Here is a 16,594-nt window from a genome sequence, read left to right on the forward strand (position 1 = left end):
TTAATCAGCCTTCCCATGTCATTATTCAATAAATACGCTTGCGGTACCTTCCTGCTTACGCTGGGCCTGCTTTCCAGCTGCGGCAAGGAATTCCTCTCTGAAGAGCCGACCGACCAGGTTACGGACGCTAACTTCTACAAAACCACTACGGACGCTATTCAGGCCACCAACGCTGTGTACAGCGAGCTAGGCAAGGGCGGGCAGTATAACTATGCGCTGTGGGGCATCGGTGATATCGGCTCCGACCTTTCCACGACCGGTGGCGGCGGCGGCGGCGACGGTATTGAGCAGCAACAGCTCGATTTCTACAACATCCCGACCACCAACCCCCTAATTACCCGCCTGTGGGGCGGCTGCTACATTGGCATTGGCCGCGCCAACATTGTGCTGCAGAAGGTGCCCGGCATGAGCATTGATGCCGCTATTCAGAAGCGCAGCATTGGCGAAGCCCAGTTCCTGCGAGCCAAGTACTACTTTGACCTGGTGCGCGCTTACGGCGATGTGCCGCTGCTTACTACCCCTCCTACCTCCCTGGAAGAGGTGAACGTGCCCCGCACGCCCGCCGCGCAGGTGTATGAGCTGATTGTGAAGGACCTGACCGATGCCATTGGCAACCTGCCGGCTTCGTACAGCGGCGACGACATTGGCCGGGCCACTAAGTGGGCCGCTACTGGCCTGCTAGCTAAGGTGTACCTCACGCAGGGAAACATGGCCGGCGCCGCACAGCGGGCCCGCGAGGTGATTTCGCAGAGCGGTAAAAGCCTGTGGGACAACTACGGCGACAACTTCAAGGTAGCCACCGAGAATGGCAAAGAGTCGTTGTTTGAGGTGCAGTACGTGGCCGGCCGCAACCAATACACCTTTGATGGACTGGGCTTTGTGGGCAACGAGTTCATGGGCCCCCGCGGCCAGGGCATTGTGCCCCAGGGCGGCTACGGCTTTAACATTCCGGAGCCCGATTTCGTGGCGGGCTACGAACCCGGCGACCTGCGCCGCGACGTGACCATCTGGAAGCCCGGCGACGCGTATCCGGATGGCCGGGTGCAGCCGTCTTCCTTGCCCGGCTCCCCGAACGGCTATGGCGTGAAAAAGTGGTTTGTGGGTAAAAACAATACTAACATCTGGGACTCGGAGCTGAACATTCCGGTGCTGCGCCTAGCGGAAGTGTACCTGATTCTGGCCGAGGCCGCCGGCCCCACCGCGGAAGGCTACGAAGCCATCAACAAAGTACGCCGCCGGGCTTTCGGGCTGCCCATCAACACGGCCAGCGCCAAAGACCTTTCGGGCCTGAGCGCCGATGCCTTCAAAACGGCCGTGTGGCGTGAGCGCAAGTACGAGCTGGCCTTTGAAAACGACCGGTGGTTTGACATGAAGCGCACCGGTGAACTGCTGAAGTACCGGGGCGTGAAACCCTTCAACATTGTGCTGCCTGTGCCGCAGTCGGAAATCGACGTGAACTCGGGCCTGACTCAGAACCCCGGATACTAATTCTGCCTTGTCTGGCGGTTTGGCCGCCGGCTTACTACCCCCGCGCCGGGTGTAAACCTCCGGTGGGGGTAGTAAGCCAGCCGGCCAGCTTTCCCACTTCACTTCCCACGCAAATTCCCCATGAATCATATTACCCGCATTGCTGCGCTGGGCCTGCTGGTCGCTCCGCTGCTGCTCGCCTCCTGCGAAAAGGAAGGCGACGACTACAAGCTGGAGGGCGCCGTACCTCAGGCCAGCTTCACCTACTCCGTGAACACCACCGAGTACCCCACGGTAGTTACCTTCACCAGCACCAGCCAGGATGGTTTCTTGTACCAGTGGAACTTCGGTGATAACACCCGCGCCTCCGGCTCCCCCGTTACGCACACCTACATCCGCCCTGGCACGTACCAGGTGGAGCTGATTACGGCGGGCCGTGGCGGCACGGGCATTTCGGCCAAGCAGGCCGTGGTGATTCCGGATGCCTGCACCAACAACGCCTTCAGCAAGCTCGTAGATTGTGCCGGCAGCGGCACCCGGGTGTGGTCTATTGCTGATGCAGCAGGCTCCATTGTGAAAGAGTCGGCGACCGGCGCGGTACTTTCTACCTCCGCGACCCTGCCCGGCTGCCAGCTCGACGACCAGTTCTCGTTCAGCAACGGCTACACGCTCAACTACGAAAGCGCGGGCCAGACGTACCAGAACGGTGCGTGTGGCACCTCCCTGAACCGCTCGGGTAACTTCGTGTACAAGCCCAGCAGCAACGGACTAGGTCAGATTATTCTGAAAGGTAAAGGCGCCTTCATTGGCCTGCCTGACTCAGTTTCCAACAAGACCTACGACATTCTGGAGGCTACCGATACCAAGCTGCGCCTGCGTGGCACCAACCCCGATGGTACCCGCACCGTCATCACGCTGGCTCCCTTCGATGCGACGGCTCCTATTAAGCTGCTGCTCACGGGTGGTTCTTCCAAAACCTGGAAGCTGGACAACGCCGCCGATGCTCCTATTACCGTAGGCACTGAGGCTAACCCCGTAGCCTACTTCCCCGGCGTGAAACCCGGCGAATTGCCTGCCTGCCAGTCCGACGACGAGTATACTTTCTCGACGGCCAATGTATTCAGCTACAATGCCTTAGCTGAAACCTTCTCGGCAGCAGCTGGTTACACCTGCAAAGCACCCGAAACCGGCACCTCGGCCTACGTATTCGGGCCAGCCGCAGGTCCTGGGCTAGCCCAGTTCACATTGTCGAAGGCTGGTTCCTTCATTGGTGCCACCGATGCTTCGCCTACGGAGCGCGTATATCGGATTCTTTCCATTGACGACAAGAAGATGACCATTCGGGCCGGCAGTGGCCAAGCCGGTGGAACCGTATTCACCATTAAGATGGTTGCGAAGTAAGAAAAGCTCGACTGTTCGGGTACAGTACTGTTTGTAGTTCATGAAAAATAAATTCCTGATTGGAGTGCGGAAAGCACAGCTCGGCGCCACCTTTTTGATGGCGCTGAGCCTGAGCTCCTGCACCGAATCCAAATCCAAGAACGTGCCGGCCCCGTTGCCGCCCACACCAGTTACGCCCGTAGTAAATGAAGAAGCGCGCGACTACGGCCAATACACCGAGCTGAAGTGGGCCGACGAGTTCGACGGCGGCACCCTCGACCAAACCAAATGGTCGTATGAGCTGGGCGGCTGGGGCTGGGGTAATAATGAGCTGCAGAACTATACCAACTCCACCGAAAACAGCTTCCTGAGCGGTGGCAATCTTACCATTCAGGCGCGTCGGCAGCAGTCGGGCAGCAACGGGTATACCTCGGCCCGGTTGGTTACCAAGGGCAAGCAAAACTTCCAGTTCGGGCGGATTGATGTGCGCGCCAAAGTGCCTAAAGGCAAAGGCGTATGGCCGGCCATCTGGATGCTAGGCGCGGATATCGACCAGAACAACTGGCCCAAGTGCGGCGAAATCGACATCATGGAGCTGCGCGGTAGCCGGCCTACGGTGCTGCTTTCCACGGTGCACTTTGCCAACAGCACGGGCGCCCGCGAGTTGAAGGGCGAGGAAAAGAACCTAGACTTCGACTTGTCGGCTGACTTCCACATTTTCAGCGTGGTGCGGAGCAAGAACATGACCCGCTTTTATCTCGACGGCAACCCCGAGCCGTACTTCACCTTCACAGGTACCACCGCTAGCCCGTATCCGTTCAACAACCCGTTTTTCATGATTCTGAACGTGGCAGTTGGCGGTGACTTCGACGGCAACCCGGATGCTTCCACCACCTTCCCGCAGCAAATGCAGGTGGACTACGTGCGGTATTACCAGTATAAATAAGCGTATGCCACTGCCACCTGGGGCTGAGAAACAAACCAGGTTTCAGCAGTAGCCGCCCACTAAAGTAGTTCACGCGTACCCCGTTCGGCTTCAATGGCCGGATGGGTAGTTCCGGGGCCGGTCTGCCTGTTAGGGGTGCAGACCGGCCTTCGGTTTTACTAGGCCTGGTACCAAGCCAAAGCCCGTCTGCCCAGCAGTTGACTTCCCTTGATAAGAGGGGCTAGTCGTGCTGGACAGGCGGGCTTTTTGGTGACTACCGGCTGCTTACTCTACAGCTAGCACCAGTCCTTTCAGGTACTCACCTTCCGGATGGAAAAGGCTGACGGGATGGTCGGCGGGCTGGGTGAGGCGGTGCAGAATGCGAGCCGGGCGGCCGGCCTCAATAGCGGCGGCCAGCACGGCGCCTTCAAACAGCTCCGCCGAGACTACCTGCGAGCAGCTGAAGGTGAACAGCAGGCCCCCGGGCGCAATCTGCCGGATGCCGGCCGCATTCAGACGCTTATAGCCCATCAGGGCGTTGTGGCGCGCCGAGAGGTGCTTGGCAAACGCCGGTGGGTCGAGCACGATGAGGTCGTATTGTTCCTGGCTGTGCTTCATGAAGCTGAACACGTCCTCGGCGTAAGCCGCGTGCTTGCTTTCTAGGCCGGTGAGGGCTGCGTTGCGCTCCGTGAGTTCAATGGCTTTCTTGCTCGAGTCAACGGAGTGCACTAGCTCAGCGCCCGCCTCCAAGGCATAGGAGCTAAAGCCACCCGTGTAGCAGAAGGTGTTGAGCACGCGGCGGCCGGGGGCATAGCGGGCCAGCAGGCTGCGGTTGTCGCGCTGGTCAATGAAGAAGCCAGTTTTCTGGCCCGTTTCCCAATCTACCGCGAAGGGGTGGCCGTTCTCGTGCACAATGTGCTCTTGCCCGCTGCTTTCCCCGAAGAGGTAGCCATTTTGGGCACCGGGCGCGGCCTTGGCGGGCACCGTTTCGGCACTCTTATCATAGATAGCGCGCAGGCCCGGAATAACGGCTTGCAGGGCCGCGGCAATAAGTGGGCGGGCCTTGTACATGCCGGCGCTGTGCGCCTGCACCACGGCCGTATCGCCGTACACGTCGATAATAAGGCCGGGCAGACCGTCACCTTCGGCGTGAGTGAGGCGGTACACATTGGTATTGCCGGTGCCCGTAAGCCCTAGGCCCTGCCGAAGCTGAAAGGCATTCCGCAGCCGTGCTTCCCAGAAAGCGGCATCGGGCAGTGGTGCCTCGGGTCCGAAGCCAAGCATACGTACTGCAATGGAGCCGGGTGCGTAGTGGCCCACGCCCAGCACCTCGCCGTTGTGGGCCTGCACCATCACCACTTCGCCTTCTACTACCTCGCCCTGCATCCGGGCAATGGCCCCGGAAAACACCCACGGGTGCAAGCGACGAAGAGACTGGTCTTTACCAGGTTTGAGCGTGATAGTGGCGGTCATGGCAACGGGGCATTAGGAAAATGGACTACAAAGGTAGCCTCCTAATTTTTCCTATCCGTAGGCCCACTGAATTTGTAGCTGCTGCCATATCCAGTCAGTTACTCAAACGGGTCCAGATACGCTACCAGAATGGCAATAGCCGATAGCCCAGCCAGCACAGCCCACACCGGCCCGCCCCAAATCAGAAGCCCAATCAGCGAGACCGGCAGCACAACCAGCCCCAGCACGCCCAGAACGGTTGTGCCCAAGCCTACTTCAGTTGTGCGCTTAGGCCCAGCTGCTCGTTGCAGTGCTTGCGTGTTGTGGTGGCTAGGTTGCAGGCTTCGTTTGGCTAGTGCAACTACGGTGGCTGGTGCCTGCGTTAGCGCCCGGCGCGCCTCTTGCCGCAGCTGTCGGCGCTTTGGCTGTTGCTGAGGCCTAGGGAATAGTGCCGCTGCTTTATCGGAATCTGTAACTGAAGCCGGCGCAGTGGCTACCGGCCCAGACGGAACCGGGCGCGCTGCTACTACCGGCGCGGAAGGCTGAAACCGATACGCCGACTGGGTGCTGCGGCAACCTTGGGCCACAAGCAGGCCTAGTAACACGGCCAATACAACAGAAAGCCGAAAACGGCGGACAGCAGGAGTAGAAGATGTAGGCATACGGTCAGAACGGGGAGCAGCAGCAAGATACGCGGCTTATTGCCACCCTATACGGCAGCTGTCGGGCTCGCGCTGCCCCAGCCTGATTTTACTAGGTGCCTAGCGTGCCTGAACTTGCCCAAACCAGCGCCGGTAAATAGGTTGCCGCCAGGCAAATTGCGCCCATATAGCCGGGTAAAGCAGTACATCCAACGCCTTCAGTCCCGTCCGGTACTCCAGGTCTTCGGTGATGTAGGTGCCGCCACCAGGAGCCGGCTGCATGAGGTGGCGGTGCCGCCAGTAGCGCAGCGGCGGCGGAAGCTTCTGGCCTTCGTCTACAAAGTAAAAGGTGCCATCTGGCGTGGTGCCATGGTCGGTGATAAGGGAGGTCCAGTGGAAGCGGGCCGGACCGGCGCCGAGCTCAATATGCACCTCGTCGCCGCGGTGGCAGCCATCAAAGCGCAGCAGCCGAAACGGTGGAAACGGAGGCGCTAAGGCTAGAAACAGCTCCCTAGTAAAGCCAGCCCAAACCTGCGCCGGCGGTGCGGCTACGTGGGTACTCAAAGTGAAATGCATATGCCCTAGTACCTCCGCAGTAGGCCCTTTGTTTTCGCTACTGGCGCCCATTGCCTCTGCCTCATGCAGATAGAGTAGTAGTCCTTAGTGAAGATACGAAGGAAGGTCTCTTTAAACTTTTGCTTATATCCAAAATAATATTTATATATTTATGTATTAGCGCTTTGCGGCCGAGTGTAGCTGGTATATCCTTACCCATTTTTCTGCCATGAAAAACCCAAACGCCCTCGTTGGCGCTGGCCTGTTGTTGGCTGGTGCAGTGTATTTCCTGAGCTCACGCAAACAAGGGCACCCTAAGCCGAAAAGGTATTTCAGAGGCGACGTGGGTAAACGCTTCACCGACCACTTTGACCCCGATGCCGGCCAGCCAATTTCCGTGTCGGAAGCCACGAAGCTGGCCAAAAAATACAAGAAGCGGTACAAGGACAATACCAGCTCCAACTACTGCAACATCAAGGTCATCGAGACCATCAAGCAGACCACTGACTGCTACGGCATCCGGATTTACCGCACCCTAGACGATGAGGGCTTTCATGGCATTGCAGTGGTCGGAGTTGATAAGCAGGGCGTGGACATCACCAGCACCAAAGCCCACCTTTCCGACGCTACACTGGTAGCCAGAAGCTACGAAAAGTGCCCCTACAACTGCGACGGGACCCGCCTTATTCAGTAAAGCGGGTCCTACTCTAAAAAGGGTACGTGAGCGTTGGAGCAGGCGTAACCATCTTAAAAATAGTGACCGAAACCAGGTAGTAGCTGCGTGCCCGCAGGCCTAGCCGGAAGTGCTTATCTATCGGCCGCGAGTACTCCAAACCTGCTACCACGCCAGCTTCTTCGGAGTAGCTATTGCGGCGGTTAGTTCTATGTATTCAAGCGCTACCAAGCTGCCTGGCGTGAAGCTTCGGCAAGCTCAGCATGGTCCTTCTGTTGGAAGTGACGTCAGCGCACGAACTATGCCTTCCTGAGTAACTCAGCACTACCCCAGCAGTTCCTCAATATCCTCCTTGGTAAGGCTCTTGATGATGGCCTCATCGGTAGTAATAAGGTCCGTAACTAGCTGGATTTTCTTGTTCTGAAGGGCTAGTATTTTTTCCTCTACCGTATTCTGGGTGATGAACTTATACGTGAATACCGTGCGCTGCTGCCCGATGCGGTGGGCCCGGTCAACGGCCTGGGCCTCCACGGCGGGGTTCCACCACGGGTCGAGGATAAACACGTAATCAGCAGCCGTGAGATTGAGGCCTACGCCGCCCGCTTTCAGCGAAATCAGGAACACGCGTAGGTCTTCGGTTTCCTGGAACCTAGTAACCTCCTTGTGCCGGTCGCGGGTGTTACCATCGAGGTACGCGTACTCAATCTGGCGTTCATCCAGGGAGGCGCGCACAATATCCAGGTGCTTCACAAATTGGCTGAATACTAGCACCTTATGGCCTTCTGAAACCACGCTCTTGATCATCCGGATAACCTCCCGCAGCTTGCCCGACTCATGCTCATACTCCGCATCGGCCATGCGGGGGTGGTTGGCAATCTGGCGGAGCTTGGTGAGGCCCTGCAGCAGCATAAACTGCGTACTGGCCGTGCCATGCTCCTCTATGCTTTGCAGAATCTTATTGCGGTAGAAGCTCTTGGTTTCCTCGTAGCAATGCTGCTGCTCCTCTGTCATGGGGCAGTAGCTCAGGTTTTCAATCTTTTCGGGCAGCTCCGTGGCTACTTGGGCCTTGTGGCGGCGCAGGATAAAGGGCTTAATAAGTGCGTGGAGGCGCTTGGTTTTCAGCTCATCCTTGCCCTTTTCAATCGGCTTTAGAAACTCCTTGCGGAAAAACGACTGGCTCCCCAGCAGCCCGGGGTTGATAAACGACATCTGCGACCACAGGTCCATGGTGCTATTCTCCACGGGCGTACCCGTCAGGATGAGGCGGTGGCGCGAGTGGAGCCCGCGTACGGCCTGGGAGGTAGTAGAGCTAGGGTTCTTAATGGCCTGCGACTCATCCAGAATCACATAATCGAACTTGTACGTCTTGAGCAATTCGGCATCCAGGCGCACAATGCCATACGACGTCAGCACGACATCATACTCAGCGAATTGCTCCACGTTTTTGTCGCGGTAAGTGCCGGTGTAAATGAGCAGGCGCAGGTTGGGCGTAAACTTAAACGCCTCCGTCATCCAGTTGTACACCAAGGAGGTTGGCATTACCAGCAAGGACGCGGCGCCTTTGGCGGCACCACTTTCCTTGCGTTGCAACAGCATGGCTAGCGTCTGCACGGTTTTTCCTAGGCCCATGTCATCGGCCAAGCAGCCGCCAAAATGGTAGTCCTGCACAAAATGCAGCCAGTTGTAGCCCGCCTTTTGGTAGGGGCGCAGCTCGCCGCGGAAACCGGCGGGTAGGGGCCGGTCTTCCACAGCCTCAAACTCGCGCAGTTTTTCTAGCTTCCGGCTCATCACCACCGTGGCCAAGTTGCCATTCTGTAAGTCGGAAACCAGTGCTAAGTGGTGCTTGCGCAGCGTAAGCATCTGGTGGTGCTCCTCTACAAAGGCAAACAGCTCCAGGTACTGGGTAAACCACTCCTCCGGGATGATGGCAATTTGCCCGTTCGGCAGGCGGAACTCGTGGCGCTTGTTCAGGATGTAAGGCCGAAGCTTAATGAAGGGCACGGCAAACTCCCCGAAGTGCACAATGCCGTGCACATCAAACCAGTCGTTGGATTCCGTGATGCCTACCTGTGCCGTGATGGCCCCAATAAAATAGTCTTTGCCCGAGGTCAGGCTTTGTTGTACCGTGAAGCCTAGGCGCACCAGCTCATCGGCATGGTTATGTAGCCAGCGGAAGGCGGTGGCCCGCTCCAGAATGGCGCGGCCATTCCGAACTTCCAAGGCCCGGTCGCGCAGCTCCGTAATAATCTCTTGCTCCCTATCAAGATTGCGGATGAGGCGGTGGAAGATGTAGGTGTCTTCCTGCTTTTCCAGCTTCACGCACACGCGCTTATCGTAGGCTGTGTGCACGGTGTGGTCGCCGTAGCGGAAGCTCAAGTCGAAATGGATCAGATCCGAATCGGGGGCTTCTAGGGTGGCCGTGCTGCCACGCCGGCCGTTGCTTGCCGTAGCGCCTCTGGGCGTACTAGGTGCTGCCGCCACGCTAACCCCGGGCACATCAGAAAACGTGAGTTGGGGGCGGGCAATGTAGCGCTCCGAGCGAATATCAAACCCGCGGGCGTGCACATCAAACGACTCTACTAGCGGGGCCACAAAACGCTGAAAGTAGCTGTCCTCTACCTGGCGCGGAATTACAATGAACTTCTTGTTAAGGAAGGGCTTGATCTTTTTGCCGTCCACATCGTTCAGGAAGTTGTGCAGCACATCGTCTACCAGCAGCCACGCCGGTTGTTCGCAAACGATTACGGCGTTTTTGTACTGAAATTCAAGCTTCTGGCCCTTGTACTGAATGGTGGGGAAATAATGCGTGCTGTCCTCGTTGCGCCGAAAATGAAAAAGCACCGAAGCCCGCTCCGGTGCTACCATTATTTCGCGCCAGGTCGGCTCACCGTCCTTGCCCATAATGAACACATTCTTTCCCTGCAGCCGGTTCAGGATCTGGCCCATCCGCTCCTGTACATACAGGCAAATGGCTTCCTGCAAGGCTTTGTCGCCTTTCTCTGGGTCGTAAATCTTAAGGAAAAACTCAGCCGGAGTAGTCTTCTTCGACCAGAACTCCTTAATAACCGCATCCTGTTGGATCTGGTCTGTGAGAGCCACCAGCTCAAAGTCTACCACGTCCAGACCGTCCGCAAACTCAGGCGCGTTCTTGGCCGATACTGTCTGGTGCTGCAGTGTGAGCTGACCGCGTTGGTTGCGCTGCACTACATACGATTCAAACAGATAACCAAGATACTCGTGCTCAAGCAGAGAATAGACGATTTGAAAGGGCTGTGAAGTGGAAACCTTCATAGTCGGTTACTATAGTGCAGCTTCGAAAGTAAGAACAAATGCTAAATTGATATTTATTTATCGAAAAGTAAAATTCATTCCAAGAATAGTTACATTATAAAGATGAACAATGTTAAAATATAGGTCGAACTAACCTTTGAGGTATATGAAGGTAACCGGCATTTCTTCCGAAAGTTATAGGATCTTTTTATGTGTCAAATGCACGTAGGCTCAACAGTAAGTAAGCACGTAGAGCTGGGCCTATAGTAAAACAAAGAAAGCGCCCAACTAGCCCGATGTGGGCTGGCAGAGCGCTCTATACAATCCGGATGTAAATTTTCAGTAGTAGCCTACAGGTTTTCCCGCAAGTCGAGGCGCGAGGCATTCAGCGCTGGCCGGATGGATACGGCAATGGTGATAAAGACGATAGCCAAGCCCGTAAGCATCACATCGGCGAACTGCATCTTGACGGGGTAGGAATCTACGACGCTAGTAGCCATGCCCATGCTTACAACATGGAAGGTTTGCTGAATCCAGCAGATACCCACGCCCAGCACCAACCCGGTAATGGCGCCCACTTGGGCCACAATAGCGCCCTCAAGCAGAAATATATTGCGGATCGTGCGCGTACTAGCCCCCATGGCCATCAGAACCGCAATGTCTTTGCGCTTATCAATGACTAGCATGGAAAGCGAAAAGAAGATGTTGATGCTGGCGATAAGCAGGATGAAGGCGAAGGTGATGAACACAAACATCTTCTCCACCTTAATGGCTTTGAGCAGGCTAACGTGCTGCTCATCAGAGTCTAGGACTTTAAACGTCTTGCCTAGCTCCTGTTTCAGGTCATCCTTTACCTGCGCAATGTCGCGGCCGGGTTTCACCTTCACTTCGAGGGCAGTACGGCGGTTTTCGTAGCGCAGCAGCTGTTGGGCAAACTCCAGGGGCACAAACACATAGCTGTCGTCGATGTGCTGCTCAATCAGAAATACACCGCCCGCCAGGATGTTCTGCTCCGTAAAGGCAGTTTCTGGGTTCATGCTCAGCGTTTTGCGGCCCGTGTTACGCGGGTACAGTAAGCGCATAGGCGAAAACCGGTTGTCGAGCGTGATGCTGAGCTCGTGCTGCACGCCGGCTCCTAGTAAGGCATAATCCAGCCCGTCGCGGTGCAAATCGTGGTTGCCATCCACAATGGCCGAGTCGATGTTGCTTTGCTTGTAGTAGTTGTCGGAAACGCCCTTCATCTTCACTACCATCTGCCGGTCGCGGTACTGCAGCAGGGCGTTGTCCTCAATTACCTCCGTAATGATGCCTACCCCCGCCGTGGCCCGCAACTTAGCCAGCAGACGCGCATCAACCGGAAACGACTTGCCCTGCACGGCTGTGATAAGCAAATCCGAATCAGACTTGCCGTACAAACTCCGCACTAGGTCCTCGAGGCCGTTGAACACGGAAAGCACAATAATCAGCGCCATCGTCCCCACGGCCACGCCCACCATGGAGATGTTGGAGATAATGCTGATGATGTTGCGCTTCTTCTTCGAGAGAAAATAACGCCGGGCAATGAGCAAAGGTACGTTCACGTGCGGGGCGCGGGGTGGAGCTAGTGAAAGGGCGTAATAACGAAAATTGGTAGGTTAATCAGCAGCCAAGATACGCCGCCGGGCGCAAAAGGTCTATTTCCAGGCCTTCACAATCAGGCCAGTGCCCGAATCGTGCTTGGTGTTGGCATCGAACCAGTTTAGGAGCAAACAAAACGGGAACGTAACGAGGTAATAGAAGGGCAGCAGCACAAAAAACCACTTGGAGTAGCCCAGCATCAGGATGGGGTACTTCATGCTCAGCCGCCAGGATATTTGGCCCGGCTCCCCGTAACTATACTGCGCCTCAATGCGCTCAAAGCCTGCTGTACGCAGCTTTTGCTGAATCTCGTGGATGTTGTAGCCGTCGCGCACGTGCTCCTCAATAAAGGAGGTTTCGCCATCGGAGTGCACATCGGAGCCGCCCTGGTCAGAAGGGGTGGAGATGAGCAGCATGCCGCCGTCTTTGAGCGAGGCGTGAATGTTGCGGAACACTTCCACATCTTCCAGAATATGCTCCATCACATCCACCGACAGGGCCAAATCGAAGGTGTTGGGCTGCTGGTACAGCACAAGATCTTGCACGGCAAACTGGGCGTTGGTGCGGCCGATTTGGCGGAAGAAGCGGTTGGAGTCGGCAACCTGCTCATCCTTCACATCCACGGCCAGAATCTCCCACTTCTTGCTCAGGCCCGACATCCAGTAAGTGTACTGCCCGTAGCCGGAGCCGGCATCCAGAATACTGGTGGCGGCATCGGTGCGGCCTTTGGCCCACTGGCGCAGCTCGCGGTGCACGTGCCAGGTCCGGAGCAGGAGCAAATCGAGCAGGTGGTAGAAGAGGCGGCGGAGCCACGGCGTACGGTTAAATACTTCGCCGAGCGACTTCTTAATCGGGTCGTAGTACAAAGGGGTGAGCTGGTGAGGTGATGAATGGGTGAGGTTGAGAAGCTAGTAGTACCTAGCACAGGCATCAGCTTGATACCTGAACAAAGTACTACCTCGTCATTTCACCGGTTATTCGTCTTCGTCGGCGAAAAGCTTGGGGCGCTTGGGGGCGCCGCCCTCTGGTCCGCCTTGGGCGGCATCATCGCCTTCGCTAGGGGTCGGCGGAATGTGAATGTCGCCGAATATCTTGTCCATATGTGCTGCGTAAGCCGCCGAGTCATCCAGGAAAAAGACTAGGTCCGGTACGATGCGCAACTGCTGGCGCACGCGCTTGGCCAATGCCTGCCGAATACCTTTCTGGTTGTCTTTCACTAGCAGCAGCAGGTCCTCGCCGCTGGTATCCTTGGCCATCACCAACAGGCTCAGGTACACGCGGGCAATGCCCAGGTCAGGGGAAACGCGAATCAGGCTGATGCCCGGCGGCAGCCCCGGAAACAGGTGGGGAAGGTCGCGTTGAAATACGGCGGCCAACTCCTGTTGGAGCAGGCTAGCTACTTTTTGCTGTCGTTTACTTTCCATAAGAATTTACAAAGATACCGTTTGGGGTGATTAGGTAACGCAGGGAATAGATGATTAGGTAATTACCTAGGGGCGCTAACGCCAGAAAGCTGGGTGCGGCCTTGCCGGAACCGTACATTTGCCGGCTAGTAGGCCACTTTGTTTTTCCGGCACTAGGGTCTGTTTCGTTTTAAACTGCTGATTTCGCCTTGCTGCAATTTTTCAAAAGCTCCCTGCCCACCCGGCTTTTTGCCTTGCTGCTGCTGTTGCTGGCGCTGCGGCTTCCGCTGCTGTGGCTGGGCATTCCGCTTACGCCTGCTGAGCTTCGGGCCCTGCTGGTAGGCGAGCGGCTGCAGGAGGGCGCCCTGCTGTACCAGGATATTTATGATAGCATGGCGCCGCTGGCCGCCGCCTTTTATGGCGCCCTAGACCTAGTAAGTGCCCGGCCATTGTGGCTTTACCGCTTGCTGGCCTTGGCTCTGCTGATTTTTCAGGCCTTGCGCTTCAACTTTGTGCTCAACCGGGCCGATGTGCACCCGGAGCGCGGCTACGTGGGCGCCCTCACCTACCTGCTGCTCGGCAGCCTCACCTCCGAGCTAGATGCGTTGTCGCCGCTGCTGCTGGGCCATTCGTTTCTGATTGCGGCCCTGAGCGCCTTGCTGCCCACCTCCCGCGAGGGCTACGATAACCGGCGGCTGTTCCGGGCCGGCTTTCTGATTGGGGTAGCGGCGCTGTGCTACCTGCCGCTGGCGTTGTTTCTGCTGGTGGGCTTGTTTGCCGTTATCATCTTCGCGGCCAACTCGTTTAGGAGCTTTTTGCTGCTGGTCTGCGGCTTTTTGTTTCCGTATGCAGTGGTGGCTACGTTCTTTCTGTACACGGAGTCGTTGCCGGGTTTTGCTCAGTTTCATCTGCAGCCCACCTTGCGCGGCCTAGTAACCGAAACCGATGGGCTGCCGCTATGGGTGCTGCTGCGCCTACTGATTTTGCCGGGGTTGCTGCTGGTGCTAGGCCTAGTGCGTAGCTTCACTACCTCCCTCGGACTTGTGTTCCAGATTAAGTTTCAGCAGCTGATGCTGATTTGGCTGGTGGTGGCGGTGGCCATTGGGGCGGCCGGCCGTGGTATGGCTACCGGCACGTTGGTGCTTATTTTGCCACCCCTCACGTATTTCAGCTTGTTTCTGTGGCAGAAAGGGCGGCGGGCCTGGGTACCGGAACTGCTGCTGTTGGTGGTAATTGGGCTGGTGGTGGTTGTGCGGTATCGGTCGGTGCTGCACCTAGAAACTGTTATCCAGATTCCGGGAGAAGGTAACTATGCCATAAATCCGGAGCCCAAATATGCCTTTCTACAGGGGCAGCGCCTACTGGTACTAGGTCCCGATCAGCGCCCCTACGTCCAGAACCGCTTGGCTACTCCGTACTTCGACTGGCGCCTAGCGCAGGCCGATTTTGGCCACCTGAAGGAATATGATGCGGTGTTCCGGGTGGCCCGCAACTTCCAAAACAACCCGCCTCAATACCTGATCGACCAGGCCGGGCTAGTGCCAGAACTGCAATACAAAATCCCCGATATTTTTGGCCGGTACCAGCCCACGAACACACCCGGCGTGTACCGCTTAAGTAAATAAAAGAGCGGGTTTGTGCTGCACTAGGACCTAGTGCAGCGCAAACCCGCTCTTAGTATGGCGCTAATATTTAGCAGCTTATCTTATCAATGCGAGTCTGGTGGCGGCCGCCTTCAAAAGCGGTGTTCAGAAACTGGCTGGTAATGGCGCGGGCTGTTTCGGCATCTACAAAGCGGGCCGGAATGCACACAATATTGGCGTTGTTGTGCTGCCGAATCAGGGTGGCTACCTCCGGTTCCCAGGCCAACCCCGCCCGAATGCCCTGGTGCTTATTAGCCGTAATGCACACTCCGTTGGCCGAGCCACACAGCAGAATGCCCAGCTCAAACTCGCCCTGCTCCACGGCCGAGGCCAGCGGATGCACATAATCAGGGTAGTCCACAGAGTCGGCGGAGTAGGTGCCAAAATCCTGGACCTCATACCCGTTGTCGCGGAGCCAGTGCAGCAGCATTTGCTTTTGCTCGAAGCCGGCGTGGTCGGAACCAATGGCAAGTTTCGTCATGTGAGTGAGCTAGGAAAGTGAGTTGAGAGAGAGGAGTGAAGGTAGTATAGATGGCAAAAAAAATGTGCTGACGCAGCTAGTGGTAAAGCTCATCAGCACATTTCTTGTTCCGTATCAAGGGCTATGCTATGCCTTTGTTTTCAGTTAGTTGTGCGTTCAAGGAAGCAGTGCGGTTGCGGCCTACTACCCGGACAATGTTAATACTCAGCTCATAGAGCAGAATGATAGGAATGGTCACGATAATCTGGGCCGATACATCGGGAGGCGTGATGATGGCCGCAATAACCAGAATAACCACAATGGCGTGCTTGCGGTACACGCGCATGATTTCGGGCGTTATCAAACCAGCTTTGGCCAGGAAGAACACAATCATGGGCAGCTCAAACACAAAAGCACACGATAACGACATGGTCGTGAGTGTGCTCAGGTAGCTCTGCATGTCAATCTGGTTTTCAATGGTAGCATCTACCACGTAGCCCGCCAGAAAGTTGATGCTCATGGGCGCCGCAATGTAGTAGCCAAAGAGCAGGCCCAAGGCAAACAGCACCGATACAAAGAATACGGCCCCCTGCGAGTTCTGCTGCTCATGCGGGTAAAGACCGGGCTTAATAAAGCGCCACAGCTCCCAGAACAAATACGGAAAACCCAGCACCAGGCCCACAATAAAAGAGGTGCTGATGTGCATGGTCAGCTGCCCGCTCATTTCACGGTTCTGAATAACAAAACCAATTTTATCGATGCACAGGCTGGGCGCGTGCAGCCATTCCCCCACCTGGCAGAACATCCGGTACGTCCAGAAGTCGGGGCGGGAAGGACCCAGGATCAGGTCGTGAAATAGGAAATCCTTGGAGAAAAAGGCCGCCAGGGCAAATATCACTACCGCAATAGCCGCCCGGATGATGTGCCAGCGTAAGGCCTCCAGGTGGTCGATAAAAGACATTTCCTGCTGGTTGCCCAGCGCAGGTTGATTAGGATCCACAGAACGGGGGAAATGAGGAAATAAACGAAGGAGTCAGGACTAGGGTGACAGACAAACGAAAACCAGCCCGAACAGGATGCTGCCGGACCAGTTTTCGTGTCAAATAGG

Annotated in this window: 14 protein-coding genes; 5 read left to right on the forward strand and 9 right to left on the reverse strand. The window is 56.5% G+C overall.

The annotated features are described in order from the left end of the window. Nucleotides 1-15: 15 nt before the first annotated feature. The 3 genes from ACYVGU_RS13945 to ACYVGU_RS13955 all read left to right on the forward strand — a co-directional run bounded on the left by ACYVGU_RS13945 (nt 16) and on the right by ACYVGU_RS13955 (nt 3,793). Nucleotides 16-1,488 (forward strand): RagB/SusD family nutrient uptake outer membrane protein, encoded by a 1,473-nt coding sequence (locus ACYVGU_RS13945; RefSeq protein WP_460613226.1) that lies wholly within the window; start codon nt 16-18, stop codon nt 1,486-1,488. Nucleotides 1,489-1,608: 120 nt separating this feature from the next. Further along, a complete protein-coding gene (locus tag ACYVGU_RS13950) occupies nt 1,609-2,868 on the forward strand; it encodes a PKD domain-containing protein (protein ID WP_460622578.1) in 1,260 nt (419 codons plus the stop codon). Nucleotides 2,869-2,908: 40 nt separating this feature from the next. Beyond that, nucleotides 2,909-3,793, forward strand: coding sequence for a glycoside hydrolase family 16 protein (locus tag ACYVGU_RS13955; protein ID WP_460622579.1), 885 nt, complete (start codon nt 2,909-2,911; stop codon nt 3,791-3,793). 264 nt (nt 3,794-4,057) lie between these two features. On the opposite strand, the gene ACYVGU_RS13960 is transcribed toward ACYVGU_RS13955, so the two are convergent. The 3 genes from ACYVGU_RS13960 to ACYVGU_RS13970 form a co-directional block, all read right to left on the reverse strand. Next, complete coding sequence (locus ACYVGU_RS13960) at nt 4,058-5,245, reverse strand: class I SAM-dependent rRNA methyltransferase (RefSeq protein ID WP_460613229.1); 1,188 nt, start codon at nt 5,243-5,245, stop codon at nt 4,058-4,060. A gap of 98 nt (nt 5,246-5,343) precedes the next feature. Then, nucleotides 5,344-5,886: a hypothetical protein gene (locus ACYVGU_RS13965; protein WP_460622580.1), complete on the reverse strand. Its 543-nt coding sequence runs from the start codon at nt 5,884-5,886 to the stop codon at nt 5,344-5,346. A 99-nt stretch (nt 5,887-5,985) separates the two neighbouring features. Next, nucleotides 5,986-6,441, reverse strand: a complete 456-nt coding sequence (locus ACYVGU_RS13970; RefSeq protein ID WP_460622581.1) for an SRPBCC family protein — start codon at nt 6,439-6,441, stop codon at nt 5,986-5,988. A 208-nt stretch (nt 6,442-6,649) separates the two neighbouring features. Here ACYVGU_RS13970 and ACYVGU_RS13975 point away from each other — a divergent pair, with 208 nt between their 5' ends. Next, on the forward strand, nt 6,650-7,114 hold the full coding sequence (locus ACYVGU_RS13975; RefSeq protein WP_460622582.1) for a hypothetical protein: 465 nt from the start codon (nt 6,650-6,652) through the stop codon (nt 7,112-7,114). Between the two features lie 303 nt (nt 7,115-7,417). Here the strand turns inward: ACYVGU_RS13975 and ACYVGU_RS13980 are convergent, their stop codons facing one another. The 4 genes from ACYVGU_RS13980 to ACYVGU_RS13995 all read right to left on the reverse strand — a co-directional run bounded on the left by ACYVGU_RS13980 (nt 7,418) and on the right by ACYVGU_RS13995 (nt 13,404). After that, nucleotides 7,418-10,384: a DEAD/DEAH box helicase gene (locus tag ACYVGU_RS13980; RefSeq protein ID WP_460613233.1), complete on the reverse strand. Its 2,967-nt coding sequence runs from the start codon at nt 10,382-10,384 to the stop codon at nt 7,418-7,420. A gap of 329 nt (nt 10,385-10,713) precedes the next feature. Next, nucleotides 10,714-11,943, reverse strand: a complete 1,230-nt coding sequence (locus tag ACYVGU_RS13985) for an FtsX-like permease family protein (protein WP_460622583.1) — start codon at nt 11,941-11,943, stop codon at nt 10,714-10,716. A 93-nt stretch (nt 11,944-12,036) separates the two neighbouring features. After that, on the reverse strand, nt 12,037-12,846 hold the full coding sequence (locus ACYVGU_RS13990; protein ID WP_460613235.1) for a class I SAM-dependent methyltransferase: 810 nt from the start codon (nt 12,844-12,846) through the stop codon (nt 12,037-12,039). Nucleotides 12,847-12,954: 108 nt separating this feature from the next. After that, a complete protein-coding gene (locus ACYVGU_RS13995; RefSeq protein WP_460622584.1) occupies nt 12,955-13,404 on the reverse strand; it encodes a ribosome-binding factor A in 450 nt (149 codons plus the stop codon). Between the two features lie 188 nt (nt 13,405-13,592). On the opposite strand from ACYVGU_RS13995, the gene ACYVGU_RS14000 reads away from it, so the two are divergent. Then, nucleotides 13,593-15,008 carry a hypothetical protein gene (locus tag ACYVGU_RS14000; RefSeq protein ID WP_460622585.1) on the forward strand — a complete coding sequence of 472 codons (1,416 nt, stop codon included), beginning with the start codon at nt 13,593-13,595 and terminating at the stop codon, nt 15,006-15,008. A 67-nt stretch (nt 15,009-15,075) separates the two neighbouring features. Here the strand turns inward: ACYVGU_RS14000 and rpiB are convergent, their stop codons facing one another. Both rpiB and tatC read right to left on the reverse strand, forming a co-directional pair. Beyond that, entirely contained in the window at nt 15,076-15,507 is a 432-nt protein-coding gene (rpiB, locus tag ACYVGU_RS14005; protein WP_460613238.1) for an RpiB/LacA/LacB family sugar-phosphate isomerase, read from the reverse strand. A 121-nt stretch (nt 15,508-15,628) separates the two neighbouring features. Then, nucleotides 15,629-16,486, reverse strand: a complete 858-nt coding sequence (gene tatC / locus ACYVGU_RS14010) for a twin-arginine translocase subunit TatC (protein WP_460622586.1) — start codon at nt 16,484-16,486, stop codon at nt 15,629-15,631. Nucleotides 16,487-16,594: the final 108 nt, after the last annotated feature.

This window comes from Hymenobacter tenuis (assembly GCF_054780495.1).